This window comes from Sphingopyxis sp. JAI128, assembly GCF_014207235.1.
Classification (GTDB): domain Bacteria; phylum Pseudomonadota; class Alphaproteobacteria; order Sphingomonadales; family Sphingomonadaceae; genus Sphingopyxis.
The window spans coordinates 1-15,788 of the sequence record NZ_JACHDA010000010.1 but is presented as its reverse complement, the minus strand read 5'-3'; the positions used below and the strand labels follow the sequence as shown (position 1 = coordinate 15,788).

The window sequence follows — 15,788 nt, the reverse complement described above, 5'->3', positions numbered from 1 at the left end:
CCACAGCTTGTCGCGCTGCGCATGGAAGGGTCAGTTATTCGCGAGCGTGAGCGCGACGTCGATGCTGTGCTCGCTTGCATGCGCCCAGAGCTCGTCGAGCAAGGTGTTGCGCCCGACGAGATCATCACGCGCAACTTGGTCGAGCGCTGCGACAATGTGAATGGCCATATGGCCATCGTCGGCCCCGAGGCGTTTGATGCGCGCGACGAGAGAAGGGACGATCCGTGGTCCGATTGTCGGCAACAGCGAGCGATATAGTTCCCACGGCCCCGACGATTCTTCATCCTCGAAGCCCGCCAGAAACACGGCAACTTCATCGGCGCGCGCTGCGTCGCCGCTAATTTGCCACACCATGTCCATAAGCAGGAAGCCTAGGCCGGCGAGCGTATCCGACGCTTTCGCGCGCTCTGCGTTCAGTATCTTGACGATGTCGATCAGGTCTGCGGCGCTGCGCACCCGCTGTGTGAAATCAACGGCCAACGCTTCGGAGATCGCCCAGGTCAGGAGCCGATCATGCGCGAAACTCCAGCGCGTCCCGAGGTTCGACAGCCAACCCGCAGCGAACAGCTCCTCGAGCTCGGCAGTCGTGAAGCCAAGCACAGCCATTTCCTCGTCGGAGGCATAGGACCGCCGCGTCTCCACGAGCAGACGCGCGAGCGCCTTCATGCGGACAGTCGAAATTGCTCCCGCTCGGTCTCGTGCGCGCGCCCAGAAGGCTTCGAGCACGCGATATTCATTTTGCGGATTCCAGCCGGGCATCTCGAGCGCGAGCCGCGAATAAATACCGCACAAAACGGGTCGATGGAGCATCGCGCGAATCGTGCGCGGAACAAGTCCCGCATCGACGCCGCGCCGCTCGAGCGCCTGGAACAGCTCGATCGGCGTAAAGTCCCCGACCTTGTGGCTTGGAAACGGTGCGCTTTTGTCGTCCGCGGCCACGCCTACCGGATATTCGGCGATGAGCGCGAGTCCATTGCCCAGCCCGCCTTCGAGGTCGATGGCGTCGAGATCGGCCGCATTGCGGCAGCCTTCCCACAGGATCGCTATCCGATCATCGGTCTCGCACAGCCGTTGCCAGGTCGCGCCGAGCAGGGGTTTTTGTACAGGTTCGGCAAGTTGCAGACTGTCGATGGCAATGATGCGCTGTAGCTGGCGTTCGAGATCCTCGCGCGACGACGCGCGCACCAGTACCGCCGGTCGCCGGTCGTAAAGCAGTGCCGCCGCCGTTCGGTAAAGACGCCAGGATTTTCCCTGGCCCGAGGCGCCGACAATGATCGTGATCGGCGCGTCGGACACCACGAGTGGGGCGCGGACGTCGAGCCCTGGATCGTAATCGCGCTTTGCAAGCGACGCTTGCAGCGCGTCGAGCAAGCGATTGCGGACCGTATCGGGGGCCGCGTCGCCGCTGCTCGGCAAACCGAGCCGCGCGCGGAGCTCGTCGACCGATATCGCGGCGTCGTTATTCTTCGCGCGACCGAGCAGGTGGCCCACAAGCTGATCGAGCTTGTCCGCTGCCTTTTCGGGGTAGGCGATTGATTGTCGAAGCCATGCCAGAACGCCGGCCTCGGCACGGGCCAGCGAAAGCGGCGCAGCAACCTCGAATCGACCAAGAAAGGCGGCGAGATCGCTCTCGAAGGCTTCGCTTGAAGCCCCGGTGGCGCTCTGGGTGGAACGGCAGCGGGCGGCGATGGCAGCCATGTCGGGATCGTCGAGCCATCCTGGCTGCGGACCGTTCCGCGCCATTTCGACCAAGCGGCGCGCAAGCGCCGCTGCCGGCTTGCTCAGGCCGTTCGTTGTCTGAAGGACATAGGACGCGCACGCGCGATCGCTGTGTGCGCGATAGAGGTCAGGAAAAACCTTCCTGATGAGGTCGCCGCTTCCTACCGCGGTGTTGCGATGCTTGAACTGATAGGCGACGCGCCGTTCGCTCGTCTGGATCGTCAGGTCCGACCCGGCGCGCGGCTCGATGATCGCGACGATGGTGTCGGGATCGACCTTGTTCCCCGTTTGGCCGAAATGCGCCCCGAGGAGCGCATCGAGCGAGCCTGTCAGCTGAAAGAGAAAGCCGTAGATCGCCGCAGACGCGGCTTGCGAGCGAAGAGGGTGGGAGGCCGCACATGCGTCGGTCGCAGGAGCTTCTAGATTCGGTGATGCCGGCCCGGCGCTAGTCATGGTGCATCTTCGGGAATTTGCTCGACTTTGACAATCAACCATTCTCGTCCGCGTCCGCGCCGGGCTGCGGTTTCAGGGCGATGACCGCACCGTTCGCGACGGGGTCTGCTCCGCACAGAAGGTTGCGCGGATTGCTCGATTTGGCGGCTTTCGGAGCTATTCTGTCGCGCGCATCGCCGCTATGTCATAACGCATGATCGACCGCGCGCTCGAAGCCATCACCCTTTCTGATATCGAGGATCTTGTTCGCTTCAAACGCAGCGAAGGACGGACGCTCGATTTCAAGGCAATTCTCCCCGACGCCAGCCACAAGGGCGTGCGTGATTTTCTCGCCGATGTCACTGCCTTCGCCAACAGCGACGGTGGCGATCTCGTGATCGGTGTAACCGAGGACGACAATGGCGACGCCGCAGAGGTGATCGGTATTTCGCGCGACAATCTCGACGAGAATTTGCGCCGTATCGAAGATCAGCTTCGCAGCTGCGTCGATCCGCGCGTGCCCGATTTTCGCGTCCATCGCGTCGATTTGCCCGACGATAAGGTCGTGCTTGTCCTGCGGGTCGGCGCAAGCCTGATCGCGCCGCACCGCGTGACCTTCGATCGCAGCAGCCGCTTCTACCGCCGCACCAACCGGGCGAATTCCGATATGAGTACCGCCGAAATCCGCCAGGCCTTCGCCGCATCCGAAGACACGCCGCGCAAAATTCGTGACCTTCACAAGCAGGCGCTGGCCGCAGCAGAAGGCGCGGATATGCCTGTCCGTTTGCGCGGCGAACCGGCTGCGATTCTGACGATCGCACCGCTCTCCGTGCTCCGCGAGGCGCGAAGCCTGCCCGTCGGACGCGACGATGTCGTGTTCCCCCCACGCATGACCGGCGCGATCAACACCGTCATCGGTCTCGACAGCGTGATCGTTCATTCTCCCGTCGATGACGGGTCCGGTGCTGTCCGAACGTTCTCGATCAACCATCGCCGCGGTTACATCGACCATGCCTGGACGATCGGGCATGAGAAAGACGGAACGACTTACGTCTGGCAGGACAATTTCGTCGTGAAGATCGAGGAGGCCGCGCGGAGCACCCTAACACGGCTCCGGGCCCACGGGATCGAGGGCCCATGGATCGCCATGGCGACGCTTACCGGCATCAGGGGCGCGCGCCTTTTCCTCGGCGATCACGAACTTAGCGAGCCGGCATGGCAAGATCCCGCTTTTCTTGGCGAAATCATCGACGACCGGCTCGACAAGGAGGCCCTCAAGCCCTTCATTGACGGATTCTGGCGCCTCTTCGGCATCGATGCGGCCCAATGAAGGTCTTTGCCGCCGCCGCTTTGAAACTGGCGGCAGCGCATCCTTTCCTATGGTCAGCGACCGACCGCTGCTAGGCTCACTGCATGAACGAAGAGAATCTGATTTTCCTCAGCTATGCGAGCCCTGATCGAGAAGCCGTCATCGGATTCCACGCTTCCCTTCAGGCCGCGGGGTACAATGTCTGGATGGACCGCTTTCGCCTGAAGGGCGGCCAAGCCTGGGATGTCGAGGTCAAGCGCGCGATGCGCAAGGCGACGATCATCATCGTCTTCATATCTTCGCACTCGGTCGATCGACGCGGCTATGCACAACGCGAAGTGAAGATCGCGCTAGAGCAGCTCAAAGATCGCCTCGTCGATGATATCTATTTGATTCCGGTGATGCTCGAGCCCGGTGTGGCTGTTCCTGACCAGCTCGCGGACATCCAGACCGTCGGACTGGACGGTCAGGATGCCGACACGGCGCTCAAGGAGGCGATCGACGAGCAGTTCTCGCGCCTCGGAGCTAAAATCGCGCAAGTGCAGGCCGACGCCAATATCCAATGGACCGACAGCATCTTCGAGGACAAATGGGATGGACTGCCCGGCTATGATGTCAGCTATCATCTGCCGCGCTTCACCTCGAGCGAATATCCGGGGATTGGCGAGATCTCCGATGTATTGCGCGGCTGGCTGCAGGGTGAGATCATGGCCCAACGCACGGTCAAGTTCGATCAGTCGCCTGACCTCTACAGCTTCGCCGAAAGCCGATTCAGCCGCCAGAACAGCTGGGAGGCTTCCTACGGCGAGCCACAGATCCGGGGGCGGGTCCTCAGCATCGCTTTTTCGATCTGGTGGAACGGCGCGAAGGCCGCCCATCCCAACCATCATTATCAGACCTTCGCTTTCACGCTCGACCCGGTGACCCGGATCAGCGAGCTTCGAGACATTTTCGCCGATGCCGATGCCGGCTTTAAATGCCTTCAGAGTGAATCTCGCCGGATACTTCTCGAACTCGACATGGACGGCGACACGCTTTCGTCCGACTGGGTGGAAAGCGGGACCGAGACGTGGGACGACTTCACCGATTTCCTGTTCGCCGCTGATGGGCTCGATATTTTCTTCCCGCCCTATCAGGTGGCGGCTTATGCCTACGGCCCGCAGCATGTCCGGATCGCCTACGAGCTGCTCGCCGACCTTCTTCTTCCGCTCTACGCCCAATTGCTAGATGCGACATATCTCGGCGCCGCCCACCGCAACACGCCATGGGACGACGCGGCGTCTGCCTGATATCGTGCATCGAACGTGAGAGGCAGGCGTCAGCCGGTCAGGCGGGGTTTATTAGATCCATCCCTTGGCGCAGATAAACTAGGGTAGATCGCGGCCCGCAAATCATTGTCAGGTCGGTAAGGATAAGCGCTCTTCATGTTTGCCATATTCTCCCGAACCTATCGAAAACTGCAGGCATATTGGCGCGGCGACCAAGGAGCGCTTCTGTGTTCCGAATGCTTTCAGGATCATGGGTTGCGGATGATGGCGCGCGATTTCCATGGCAAACGTATCCGGTGTTCTCGGTGCGGGGCGACGTCGACCCATGGCTTGACCCGAGAACAGCTCCGCGACCTCTGCCAGACCTTCTTCGTTCGTGGCAGCATCATGGCCGCCGACTATGGCGCATCGCCGCTCATCCAGTTCAACGATATGCGGGAAAACGAGCTCGACGTCGAAGGTGCAATCAATGTCGACATCGCTCTCCTGCATAGGGTCGTCGGTCTCGGTTTCTTTCACTACGGGCCGCGTCTCTGGATGGTCGGAGCGGTCGAGCCGCTGCGAAAACTTCGAACCAGACGTGGTCGCCAGCCGACGATCAACCGCATCCTTCGAACCTATCCGGTACGCGAGATCACGCCTCGCGAGATTTTCTACCGGGTGCGCAAGGCACCGGCCGAGCCATCCGATGCAGCCCAGTATGATGCGCCGCCGGGCGAATTCTCGGGCTCGGGACGGCTCGACTCGCCGGGCAATTCAATCCTCTACGGGTCGCAGGATATCGAAATCTGCGTTCATGAATGCCGCTTCAGCGCCGGCGACGATCTCTATGTCGCGACGCTTGCTCCGACCCGGACGCTTCGCCTTGTCGACCTAACCGAGATATTGGAGGAAGAGGGCACGGAATTCGACAGCCTCGATCTCGCGGTCCTCATGCTCTTCCTTGCCGGCAGCCATGCCTACGAGATCACGCGCGAGCTTGCCGCTTCAGCGCGCGCCAAAGGCTTCGACGGCCTCATCTACCCTTCTTATTTCAGCATGCTTCGGACGGGGGGCATGCCGTTCGAAACGATGTTCGGCATCTCGCTGCGCCGCATGCATCAAACCCGCGGCTATGAGAAAGCCAAGGTGATCGGCAACCTTGCATTGTTTGGCCATCCGGTCGCCGACGGAATGCTTCGCGTCGTCGGGATCAATCGGCTCGTGATCAGTCGGGTCTCTTACGGGACGACTTTCGGTCCCGTCATGACGCCGGACCAAAGCTGATGAAGCGGTGATAACCCAATTGGCAATATCCGGGATAAATGGGCCGGAACGCAGGCGGCGAGGAGCGAGAGCGCGGAGAGCCGCGCGGGCAGGCGGGACAGCATCACGCTCCCTAGCGCCGGTGATCGATCGGCCGCAAGGTCGTGCTCAACGCAGGCTGCGAAAGGTGACCGACCAGCGGCGCGCCGCGATCGGTAATATGCTGTGCTCCCAGTCGTCGCGCACCTCGCCGGACATATGATAGATCGACCGCGCCGCGAGATCGGCGCTCGCGCGCTCGAAGCCCTTTTCAATGCGTCGGCGGAAGCGCATCGCCGCCGGCGCGCCGAGCGAAATGCCGATGACATGCTCGAACACCGGCCGATCCTTGTGCCAGCCGATCCCCGCACCGGGGCCATAATCGATGAGCAGCGCCTGTTCGAGCGCATTGGCGTCGATGCCCGCGAAGGCAGCGGCGCGGGCGCGCAAGGGATCGAGCCATAAGGGCATTGCATCGCCCGGCGCGAAACGCCCGGTCTGGAAATCATAGGTCCAGCCGAACGAGCGCGTGAGCCGTTTGCCTTCCCACTGCTGAAACTGGAACGGAGTGAGGCCGGCAGCCTCGATATGCGCGATCAGCGCGGCTTCCTCGACGAGATCGACGATCGCCTCGGCATAAGCGAGGCCGGGAAGCAGCGGCGGGCCGAACAGGTCGGTCTGGCGCTGGCAACGAGCGACGCGGAGCGTCACAGCGGCAGCACCGCCTGCTTACGAAGCGGCTCGACGAACAGGCTGTGCTTCGGGGGCTCGGCGAACAGGTCCTCGTTTGGCAGCGTGCCGTCGAGCCAGTGCATGACATTGCGCCGCTCGATGATGACGCCGTGCCGCGACTGATAGGGGATCACGTCGGCGCCGGCGGGGATGGTGAGGATACGGTAGGAGAGCGGCCAGTCGGCGCAGGGCGGGTCCCAGATTGCCGCGAGGTAGAAGAAATTGCCGCTGTCGAGCGTCACGCGGTAGCGATGATCGCCAGTCCCCATGCGAAATTCGGAGGCCGGGATCAGGCAGCGCCGCGCAGGAAAGGCGCGGCCTTCGGTGCGGACGAAGCGATAGTTGATGCCGTCCGAGAAGCGTGGATCGGAACCCCAAACGGCTTTGACCATTTCGGTCTTGCTCATATCATCCGGCTTGCGGCGAACGAGCGCCTCGACACCGCCGCCGGGGGCTTCGGGATCGAAAGGGGTTGGCGCGACCGTCATATGTGGAACATAATGGGAACGAAGATGAGTCGCAAGACCCGAGGAAAGGCCGGCGATGTGCAATGACTACAGGCTCGAGGTCGATATTGCGTCGATTGCGGAAGATTTCGAGGATCTCGAGATCAACATCGCCATGCCCGAGGGCGTGCCGAACGTCGAAGCGCGCGAAGACATCAAGATCACCGACATGGCGCCGATCGTGCGGAGCAGTGAAGGGGCGGCACTCGGCGAACTCGTCAACCGGCGGTGGAGCTGGCCCGGACCGACGGGTAAGCCGGTGTATAATTATCGCTCCGAAAAGCGAGAATTTGCATCGCACCGCTGTCTGGTGCTGTGCGACGGCTTCTATGAATTCACCGACCCGACCGACAAGGCTCAGAAGCGCCTCGATAAATGGCTTTTCACGATGAAGGATCATCGCTGGTTCTGCATGGCGGGAATCTGGCGCGAATATCCGGATGGCGAGGCGTTTACCTTGCTGACGATGGACGCCGGCCCCGACATCGCCCCCTATCATCACCGCCAGATAATCCCGCTCGCGCGCGATCAATGGGCAGCGTGGCTCGATCCGCGCGTTCCGGCTTCCGATGTCCTCAAATGGCTGCCCGAAGGCCGTCTCGTGCCAACGCAGGTCTTCGGCAAACCCCCGGCACAGGGCGCTCTGGCACTATGACGGATGATTTTGACCTCGACCGTTTCGTCAATGCGCAGGCGCAGGTCTGGCCGCGCGCGCTCGACGAGATCCGGCGCGGTGCCAAGCGCTCGCACTGGATGTGGTATATATTTCCGCAGCTCGCGGGGCTCGGGCGCAGCGCAATGGCGCAGCGCTACGCCGTTGCCGGGCTGGACGAAGCACGCGCCTATCTCGCGCACCCTATCCTTGGCGCGCGCTATCTCGAATGCGTCGAGGCTCTGCAGGATCTGACCGCGAGCGATCCGGTGGCCGTGTTCGGCGAAGTCGAGGCGATGAAGCTGCGTTCTTCGCTGACCTTATTCGAAGCAGCGGGCGAACGGCCCCTGTTCGCGGCCGCGCTCATGCGCTGGTTCACGGGCGCGCGCGATGACAAGACGTTGAAGCGACTGGGCTTAGAGGTCACGGCGGCTTCGGCCGAATAAAAAGGACCCGCCGAAGCGGGTCCTAGTTTCCCATGGCTGGGATGGGGATCTTAGTTTCCGGTGCCGGGAGTGCCCGGCTTCGGCGGCTTGCCGTCCTCGATGCGGCCTTCGTTGCGAAGGTCGCGGCCTTCCTGCGCCTTGCGCTTGGCTTCGGCGGAATCGCCCTTCTCGTTGAGCTCTTCCTTCACATAGCCGGCGGCCTCTTTTGCTTTGCCTTCAATGCTCATGTTCATCTCCGTCGGTTGATGGTGGAAAAACCGGTCAGGGGAACGGAAGTTGCCCGGCAAAGCGCAAATTTATCTTCGGTTTTGCGCGCAACTTTTGCAGTTTTCCGGGGTTTCTCGCCCGCACGGGATATGCGGAGATCTTCGGTCTGCCGCTGCCATGTGCGATGCTTATCGTGGCGCCGCGAGGCTGGTTTCTGGTCCCCCGGAGATCCTCGCGGCGCACGAAGGCGCCCCATCCCGATCACGACCGCAAATCGCGTCAGCGGACCGCTTGAGCCGCTTTCGGGGTGAGGATCAGTGTGCGACCCTGGACGCGCCACGACTGAAGCTCCGACAGGAAGTTCATGCCGAGCACATCGGTGTCACCGAGCCCCGGCGCGATGACGACCTTGAGCTTTTTCGCCTCGATGCCCCCGATGGCGAGCCGATCGACGGTGCCGGCGTCGGCACGCACCGTGCCGTTGGCGGTTTTCATGAGGAGCGGCACGAGCGTCGCATCGGCTTTCACGCCCGCGGCATCGGCCGTCGCCTTCGACAGCGCGGTCACCGTGGCGCCGCTGTCGACGAGCATGCGCCGCTCGGCGCCGTTGACCCTGACCTTCGCCCAGAAATGCCCGTCGGGGCTCATCGGGATGCGGACTTCATCGCCGACGACCTCTTGGGCGTCGAGTCCGAGACTCGCCGTGATTCGCGAAAGGTTGGGATCGAACGGCGCCTGCTGAAGCACGAGGAAGATGCCGAAGGCGAGCAGCGCGAAGGAAAAGAGCGCGCGAAAGACCCGGCCCACATAGGGAATCTTGAACAGGATGACGAGAATCAGCGCAGCGCCGACGGCGTAGATCGCGAGCTCGTTCCAGGAAAGATCGGTGGTGACCGGCATGAATTTATCCGCCCGATTACAGCGGCGAAGGTGTCGCGTCACTGAATGATCCACAGCCACTCGCCGCACGTCGCTTGACGCGCGTTGGTTGAGGATGGAACATATAGAGAACATTTGAGTCGATGATCCTATGACCGCTCCGCCATTTTCCCAGCCCCGGCCCAGCGCCGAAGAGCTGCAAGCGCTTCGCGAGACGGTGGCGCGCGTCGACGCTGCGCGTGGGCCGGTGCTGCCGTTCGGGGTCGGACCGCTCGATCATCTGCTCGCCGGCGGCGGGCTGGATGGCGCGGCTCTGCACGAGGTTGCGGCTGCCTCGGCGAACTGGAGCGATGATGCGGCCGCGACCTTGTTCGCGGCGGGAATCGCGGCGCGCTTTGCGAGCCCGGGGCTGTCCGTGCTCTGGGCGCTCACGCGCTTCGATCTATACGCGCCGGGGCTCGAACAGGCGGGGCTGGGGTCGGACCGCATATTCTATGCTCAAGGGGCCAACGATCGCGAACTTCTCGCCATGTGCGAGGATGCGCTGCGCGACGGGGCGCTCGCCTGTGTCGTCGCTGAATTGAAAGCCGCCGACCAGACCGCAACGCGGCGGCTGCAACTTGCCGCATCCGAAGGCAAGACGCCGATGCTGCTTTACCGCCGATACCGGCGCTACGGCCAATGCCCCCTCACGGATCTCTCGCTGGCTTGCACGCGCTGGCGGATCGGCAGTCTCGCCTCGACGCCCTTGTCGATGCCGGGCGTCGGGCGCGGGCGCTGGTCGGTCGAGCTTGTCCGGCAGCGCGGCGGGCCGCCTTTCTCCCTCGAACTGGAGGCGTGCGATGACCAGGGTCGCCTCGCTCTTCCTGCCACAACTCGCGATCGAGCGGTTGCGGCGGGCGGCGCCGATCTCGCACTCGGGCACGCCGCCTGAGCCCGCGCGGCTCGCGCCGCGCTTGCCCGAACCCGTCGACGACAATCCCGGAGCCTGCTCGGTGCCCAAGGGCGGCGGCTGGCGGCCGGGCGCGCGATGGGCTCAGGAAACGGCGGCGCACGCGCGGCCCGACCAGGACGCGATCGACGCGCTGCCGGCGCACCAGCGGCCGCCGATGCGCGAGCTTGGGCGGCGTAGCGAGCATGCAGCGCCGGTGTTTCGCACCCGGCGGAGCGACGACGGCAGCGCGCCGACAGGCGCCGCAATCTTGTCACCGCCGCTATGGGGCGCGCGGCCGACCATCAGCGCCGGCGATGGCCCCGAGCGCATCCATGGCGAATGGTGGGTGCGAACCGGCGAGATGTGGGCGGTGCGCGATTATTTTCAGGTCGAGACGACGAGCGGCGAGCGCTTCTGGCTGTTTCGGCGCGGCGATGCGGTCGAAGCGGCGACGGGCGACCTCAGCTGGTACATCCATGGGGTGTTCGGATGACGACCCCCGTCACAACCTACGTCGAGCTTCAGGTCACGAGCCATTTCTCCTTCCTGCGCGGCGCGTCGGCGCCCGAGGAATTGTTCGCGGCTGCCGCATTGCTTGGGCACTCGGCGCTTGGCCTCTGCGATCGCGGCAGCGTCGCGGGCATGGTGCGCGGGCTTTCGGGGCAGGACGCGACTGGGGTGCGGCTCATTCCGGGATCGCGTGTTGACCTCCGCGATGGCCGCTCGCTCCTGCTCTATCCGAAGGATCGCGCCGCCTGGTCACGGCTGACCCGGCTGCTGTCGCTTGGCAAAGCGCGCGGCGGCAAAGGCAATTGCTGGCTCGACTGGCCCGATGTCGTGGCATGGAGCCAGGGGCTGGTCGCGGTGCTGCTTCCCGATGACGCCGAGGAGCGGACCCGTCTTGACCTTGGCGACCTCAGCGAAAGCTTCGGGCGCGACGCCTATCTCGCACTGTCGCTCCGGCGTCGGCCCGGCGATTTCGCGCGGCTGCGGGCGCTCGATACGCTCGCGCGCGACATGGGCGTGCGGAGCGTCGCGATGTCGGGACGTGCGCCGGCGCCGATGGCGCGGGGCGACGATGCGCGATCGGCCACGCCGCGATGGCAGGAGGCTGGCCTGTTCCTCGGCGCGGCGCGGCCGTCTGCCGCACCGACGCGCGCGACGCCGAAGGCCGCGAGCAAGAGCGATACGGCGGCGCCGAATGTCGCGGCCGACCGCGCCGACACGCGGCCGAAGCCCGCGATCGAAGGTGGCGACACGGCGGACGCCCATGCCGAAGACCGCAGGGCGCCGCATGGCCTGTTTCCGCTGGCGGCGTCGGCGCGAGCGGCGCCGCGCGGAAATGTTTTTCGCGAGGAATGACGATTTGTCCCTCCTCATTTCGGAGGTGCGCGCGTCTATCGATTCGACAGGGGGACGACGCTCTTAACTTCGCTCTGTTGAATCGCAGCGACCCGCGATTCCTTGTAGTACCTGGGACCGGCACGCCTCACGGCTGCCGGTCCTTTTTGTTGCGGCCCATGGGATTTCCGAGCGGGCGTGCGGGTTATGGTGCAGTGTTTGGGGGCATCCTGCTCGGTGCAGACTGCGCAACGACATGCGGGTACGCGTGCACGCGGATAAAATGATGCCGCCCCTCCTGATACCCTCAAGGGTGAACTAGGATTGGTCTTCCCCAATGTCGTTGGCGGCGTTCAGGATTACGGCCATCTCCTTAAGAGGATATTTTTCCCGCTCCAGATCAAGGCAGGCGTCTGCGATCCGCAAATCGTCGCAGGGAAGCCGGTACTCGATGCCAAAGGCTATCCGGTCCTGAAGCCTCGCTACGCGCTGCATGCCCTGCGGCACGCCGCGGCTAGCGCGTGGATCAAGCAACGTATCGACATCAAGCGTCTTCAGGTCTGGATCGGTCACGAGAATATCGAGCTGACGATCGATACCTATGGGCATTTGATCGAAGACCCCGAGAGTGACGTGGCGTTGATCGCGGCCGTGCAAGAAGCGCTTCTCGCATGATCATTTAGGCAAGCTGTTTGACAGGTTTATCTTACGGCCGTGAGTTTTCATGCAACAAACATGGAACAACGGGTCATTTTTTGGCAGAAAAGCGAGCTGTGCCCCAAGCTTCCTAATCTGGGGGCCACAGGTTCGAATCCTGTCGGGTGCACCACTTCGGAACAAAGCTGGGCACGGCGCCCGGCTTTGTTTCGGCGGCCCCTGCGATCAGCGCTTGCAGTAGATTGCTTTTCGAGCCGAGAATCCGAACCTCTCCCACATCGACCTCCACGCGCTGCGCAAGCGCGCGGACGTGTTCGCGGCGATAGCCTTGACCCCCATCGAGCCTGATACGCCGTCCCCCTCTAGGGCGAGCCGGAAGATGGTCCGCACGGTCTCCGCATGGAAGGGGTCTATCTCCAACCGCTTTTTGACCTTCGCGCCGCGCTGCTCGGCTGCGACGACGCGGTAGCCGATCGGTGGCAACGATCCGTTCCAGAACACCTCGCGGGTCTGCTCAGGCAGACAAGCAATGGCCCACTCCAGTCGCGCAATCAGCGGATCGGGATGCTCTTCGAAATCAGAAACGGAGGGCGGCGGAACCAGCAAAGCTCGGATCGTGCGCGCGAAGCGGGCGGCGAGGCTTTCGTCAGCCATGTGCTTTCCCCCGACGGTGGCGAGCATGTCCCGTTACCCCTCGCACATGATCGAGCAAAACTCGGAGCAGCGGAGGAATCTCTGGCAACGACGCGGGGACAGGTGGACGCGATCCGTCGAGGTCCGGATTGCGCCAGACGCTGTAAGGCGACAGCGCCGGGGCCAGCCGGTCCAGCTTCGGGGACTGGTAGTTGAGGCCAGTCGCGTTGGCGTGTGCCAGCGCCCTGCTGATGTGCAGGCCGATGTTCCGGGCGCACCATTGATCGTCGAAGCCGACGTCCAGCAGATGCGAGCTTAGCGCCAACTGCGCCACGATGCCCGTGTAGTAGAGGAGGTCGGCCGCATCAGTGAAACGGGATTCCTCAATCGCCACAAAGAAGCTCTCGGCGTTGCGATAGCGACACCTGCTAAGAATCCGGCCTTCTGGTGTTCGGAAGACGTTTGGGGTCGCCCGGCTCGGTGGCGGCGATGCAAAGTTTGAGATAGCACCGGAAAGAAGGGTGGCAGCTGCGAGCGCCTCCCGCCGCGAGAGCTTTTGGATTATCTCGGTTCGGCCTTTGGCAACCATCAGGTATCTCGCAATACAACTATAACCGATATCGGATATACGTCACCACCCCCGGCAAAGCAATAAGCGATATCTGTTATTAGGGTTGTGATTGCGCGACTGGTTGGTCCGGTTAGGTCGATCCTATGGGAAGGCCTCCACTAAAAGTGAAATCCACCGTAGTTCGACTCCCGGAAGGAATGGGCGAACGGATCGACAACCTCGTCGGGAAGCAACGTCGCGCTGCGTTCATCCGTGAAGTCGTCGAACGAGAGGTCGAGCGGATGGAACAGAAACAGCGCGAAATGGGGCTGCGGAAGTAGCCACGCCACGAAAGGGCGCGGTAAGGCGCTATGCGCTGCCTCGACAAATCCCGGAAACGGCCATTTATCGGAACGTCGTCACCGTGCGGTTTCAACCTTTTCAAGCACCATGGGGGCGCAGACTAGACGAAAAGCCTTCGGATCTCGGTCGTCGAGGATTTCCTCGTTCAAATCCCCATTTGGAGTGACGATCAATCGCGAGCAGCCTCTCCCATCGGCATTCTCGAAACATAGTTTGTCGCCATCTATCCAGTATTTTGCGATAATCGGAATTCCTTGCCAGCCATGTCGCAGAAGCTCGCCATTCGCGGAATACGTTCGCGCGGCAGTGGCCCCGTCTAATGGGATGTGTTCCACCGGGGGCTTCATTCGCTTGCCCACAATTGCGTTTTTTAGTTCCTGATCTCGCAGAACGTACCCCTGACACCCTTGGCGGTCATGCGTAAGTGCGAGTCGCTGTCGTTCATAAGATGCCCATAACTCAACATCCTTGGCTCTTTTTTTAGCCCTATCTTGAGCCGCCTTTTCGCTTTCCAACACCGGCTGAGGGGCACAACCCGTCAGTCCAGCCACCGCAATAAGGATAAACAACAATTTCATGCGAATGGTGCTCGCTGCATGAGAATGGAAAATCCTGCGACGGCTGCTTCTTTACACGTGCATAGGGCCGCCTTGGGTCCTGGCCATAAGCATCAATTTGTGCGACCAATTTTACGCAAAATGTGACCAGCGCCAAGTCCAACCCAAGCGGATATCGGCAAGGTTACGAATGCGTTAAATAAAAAACTTCCGGCGCCCGCTATAAAAAATAGCATGCCGGAAATAAATGAGAGAACGCATATAAATATGCTTACGATAATGCCAAGCTTTTGATTTACTAATGAAGATATCGTGCAAGAAAATATTATTATTGCGATATATCGTAAAATTTCTGCATCATAGTCACTCATCCCGCCATCTCCCACCCAGAAAAGCGGAATGCGCCAGCACGTGAGCGAAGCGCATCAGAGCCGCACCGACCTTGGTATCACTCGCCTCTGAATTTTCTAGAAACACCGGGCGGATGGGTCGGCTAACATCCCGCCTACCTTGACCTGCTCCTTTGCGTGAATGCTTCTCCACAAGAAGCGGGGCTTCCGCTCCGAGGCCGAAGCCAACGAGCGGAATAATTAAAGGCACCCACCCGAATCTGAATCCCGACTTCGCAACCATCCAGCCTTCTCTTTGAGTACATCACGCTGCTTGCCGATATACATCGACTGAGCGCATATTCGGTTAACATCTCGCTGGTGCGGGATTCAGCAGTCCTAAAAACGCTGCTTTCCACGACACATCCGCGTACAGGCCTTAAAAATCAGACGCCGCAGCGCGCCACATCTCAAAACTCGTCCAAAAATCTATGTCTGGAAATAGGGTCTCGATCCTGGAGACCCACCGGCCACCTCCGGCCGTTCGCTGACATTTGCGGTCGATGAATTTTGGTGTCTAGCACGGGAACGGAAAGGGCGAATTTGGGACGGCGAGATAAAAGCGGTGCCAGCTTAGTTAGTATAAGTCCCTGTAAGATAACATATATATCGTGTGGCAAATTAGTGGCTCAGCCATACGCTTGAGTATAAACGACCACTTTTACAGGGAGTTATGATCAGGCTGGAGTGCTAGCGTAAGAATTAACGTCAGTGGAAATCGAAAATCTATCTGACGACTTGCTACTGCTTCAGCAGCCAGTGACCCAAAGCCTGTTCACCTCGGCTGGTAATGTAATACGACTGATCATTGTGCTGATGAACTAGCCGCTCAGACCCTAGGTCGTGTTGACAAAAGACTTCAGCCATAGGCGCGTTGCGGCGAGGTTGAGGAAGCTCTCGAACGAGAGCAGGGTTTTGTCATAGCGGGTG

General features: G+C 61.7%; 19 protein-coding genes. 9 read left to right on the top strand and 10 right to left on the bottom strand.

All coding sequences use genetic code 11. The features are described 5' to 3' along the window. Window positions 1-30 precede the first annotated feature (30 nt). Window positions 31-2,172, bottom strand: coding sequence for a hypothetical protein (locus tag HDC35_RS18735; protein ID WP_184648914.1), 2,142 nt, complete (start codon window positions 2,170-2,172; stop codon window positions 31-33). A gap of 193 nt (window positions 2,173-2,365) precedes the next feature. Between HDC35_RS18735 and HDC35_RS18730 the strand changes: the two genes are divergently transcribed. The 3 genes from HDC35_RS18730 to HDC35_RS18720 all read left to right on the top strand — a co-directional run bounded on the left by HDC35_RS18730 (window position 2,366) and on the right by HDC35_RS18720 (window position 5,994). Next, window positions 2,366-3,481: a helix-turn-helix domain-containing protein gene (locus HDC35_RS18730; protein WP_184648913.1), complete on the top strand. Its 1,116-nt coding sequence runs from the start codon at window positions 2,366-2,368 to the stop codon at window positions 3,479-3,481. An 83-nt stretch (window positions 3,482-3,564) separates the two neighbouring features. Then, the gene (locus HDC35_RS18725; RefSeq protein WP_184648912.1) at window positions 3,565-4,749 is read left to right on the top strand and encodes a TIR domain-containing protein; all 1,185 of its coding nucleotides are present in this window, start codon (window positions 3,565-3,567) and stop codon (window positions 4,747-4,749) included. 309 nt (window positions 4,750-5,058) lie between these two features. After that, window positions 5,059-5,994, top strand: a complete 936-nt coding sequence (locus HDC35_RS18720; RefSeq protein WP_221438344.1) for an RES family NAD+ phosphorylase — start codon at window positions 5,059-5,061, stop codon at window positions 5,992-5,994. Window positions 5,995-6,141: 147 nt separating this feature from the next. Here the strand turns inward: HDC35_RS18720 and HDC35_RS18715 are convergent, their stop codons facing one another. Together HDC35_RS18715 and HDC35_RS18710 are read right to left on the bottom strand one after the other, a co-directional pair. Beyond that, window positions 6,142-6,723, bottom strand: coding sequence for an alpha-ketoglutarate-dependent dioxygenase AlkB (locus HDC35_RS18715; protein ID WP_184648911.1), 582 nt, complete (start codon window positions 6,721-6,723; stop codon window positions 6,142-6,144). Next, the gene (locus HDC35_RS18710; protein ID WP_260397843.1) at window positions 6,720-7,232 is read right to left on the bottom strand and encodes an SOS response-associated peptidase family protein; all 513 of its coding nucleotides are present in this window, start codon (window positions 7,230-7,232) and stop codon (window positions 6,720-6,722) included. The genes HDC35_RS18715 and HDC35_RS18710 overlap by 4 nt, the downstream gene beginning before the upstream one ends. Before the next feature lie 55 nt (window positions 7,233-7,287). Between HDC35_RS18710 and HDC35_RS18705 the strand changes: the two genes are divergently transcribed. Together HDC35_RS18705 and HDC35_RS18700 are read left to right on the top strand one after the other, a co-directional pair. Then, window positions 7,288-7,905, top strand: a complete 618-nt coding sequence (locus tag HDC35_RS18705) for an SOS response-associated peptidase (RefSeq protein ID WP_184648910.1) — start codon at window positions 7,288-7,290, stop codon at window positions 7,903-7,905. Continuing rightward, window positions 7,902-8,348 (top strand): DUF1810 domain-containing protein, encoded by a 447-nt coding sequence (locus tag HDC35_RS18700; RefSeq protein WP_184648909.1) that lies wholly within the window; start codon window positions 7,902-7,904, stop codon window positions 8,346-8,348. Before HDC35_RS18705 ends, HDC35_RS18700 begins: the two co-directional genes overlap by 4 nt. 50 nt (window positions 8,349-8,398) lie before the next feature. Here the strand turns inward: HDC35_RS18700 and HDC35_RS18695 are convergent, their stop codons facing one another. Further along, window positions 8,399-8,575, bottom strand: coding sequence for a hypothetical protein (locus HDC35_RS18695; protein WP_184648908.1), 177 nt, complete (start codon window positions 8,573-8,575; stop codon window positions 8,399-8,401). Window positions 8,576-8,834: 259 nt separating this feature from the next. Next, the gene (locus tag HDC35_RS18690) at window positions 8,835-9,455 is read right to left on the bottom strand and encodes a TIGR02281 family clan AA aspartic protease (RefSeq protein ID WP_184648907.1); all 621 of its coding nucleotides are present in this window, start codon (window positions 9,453-9,455) and stop codon (window positions 8,835-8,837) included. Between the two features lie 130 nt (window positions 9,456-9,585). Between HDC35_RS18690 and HDC35_RS18685 the strand changes: the two genes are divergently transcribed. The 4 genes from HDC35_RS18685 (at window position 9,586) to HDC35_RS18670 (ending at window position 12,384) form a co-directional block, all read left to right on the top strand. Further along, window positions 9,586-10,368, top strand: a complete 783-nt coding sequence (locus HDC35_RS18685; protein WP_184648906.1) for an ImuA family protein — start codon at window positions 9,586-9,588, stop codon at window positions 10,366-10,368. Then, window positions 10,277-10,861, top strand: a complete 585-nt coding sequence (locus HDC35_RS19990; RefSeq protein ID WP_409437962.1) for a hypothetical protein — start codon at window positions 10,277-10,279, stop codon at window positions 10,859-10,861. Before HDC35_RS18685 ends, HDC35_RS19990 begins: the two co-directional genes overlap by 92 nt. Beyond that, window positions 10,858-11,730 (top strand): PHP domain-containing protein, encoded by an 873-nt coding sequence (locus HDC35_RS18675; protein WP_184648905.1) that lies wholly within the window; start codon window positions 10,858-10,860, stop codon window positions 11,728-11,730. Before HDC35_RS19990 ends, HDC35_RS18675 begins: the two co-directional genes overlap by 4 nt. Window positions 11,731-12,033: 303 nt before the next feature. Next, window positions 12,034-12,384, top strand: a complete 351-nt coding sequence (locus HDC35_RS18670; RefSeq protein WP_184648904.1) for a tyrosine-type recombinase/integrase — start codon at window positions 12,034-12,036, stop codon at window positions 12,382-12,384. 207 nt (window positions 12,385-12,591) lie between these two features. Here the strand turns inward: HDC35_RS18670 and HDC35_RS19515 are convergent, their stop codons facing one another. The 5 genes from HDC35_RS19515 to HDC35_RS18645 form a co-directional block, all read right to left on the bottom strand. Next, window positions 12,592-13,020 (bottom strand): hypothetical protein, encoded by a 429-nt coding sequence (locus HDC35_RS19515; RefSeq protein ID WP_221438343.1) that lies wholly within the window; start codon window positions 13,018-13,020, stop codon window positions 12,592-12,594. Next, window positions 13,013-13,588: a hypothetical protein gene (locus HDC35_RS18660; protein WP_184648903.1), complete on the bottom strand. Its 576-nt coding sequence runs from the start codon at window positions 13,586-13,588 to the stop codon at window positions 13,013-13,015. Before HDC35_RS18660 ends, HDC35_RS19515 begins: the two co-directional genes overlap by 8 nt. 140 nt (window positions 13,589-13,728) lie before the next feature. Beyond that, window positions 13,729-13,899, bottom strand: coding sequence for a hypothetical protein (locus HDC35_RS18655; protein WP_184648902.1), 171 nt, complete (start codon window positions 13,897-13,899; stop codon window positions 13,729-13,731). Between the two features lie 69 nt (window positions 13,900-13,968). After that, the gene (locus HDC35_RS18650) at window positions 13,969-14,490 is read right to left on the bottom strand and encodes a hypothetical protein (protein ID WP_184648901.1); all 522 of its coding nucleotides are present in this window, start codon (window positions 14,488-14,490) and stop codon (window positions 13,969-13,971) included. A gap of 92 nt (window positions 14,491-14,582) precedes the next feature. After that, window positions 14,583-14,840, bottom strand: a complete 258-nt coding sequence (locus tag HDC35_RS18645; RefSeq protein WP_184648900.1) for a hypothetical protein — start codon at window positions 14,838-14,840, stop codon at window positions 14,583-14,585. Window positions 14,841-15,788: the final 948 nt, after the last annotated feature.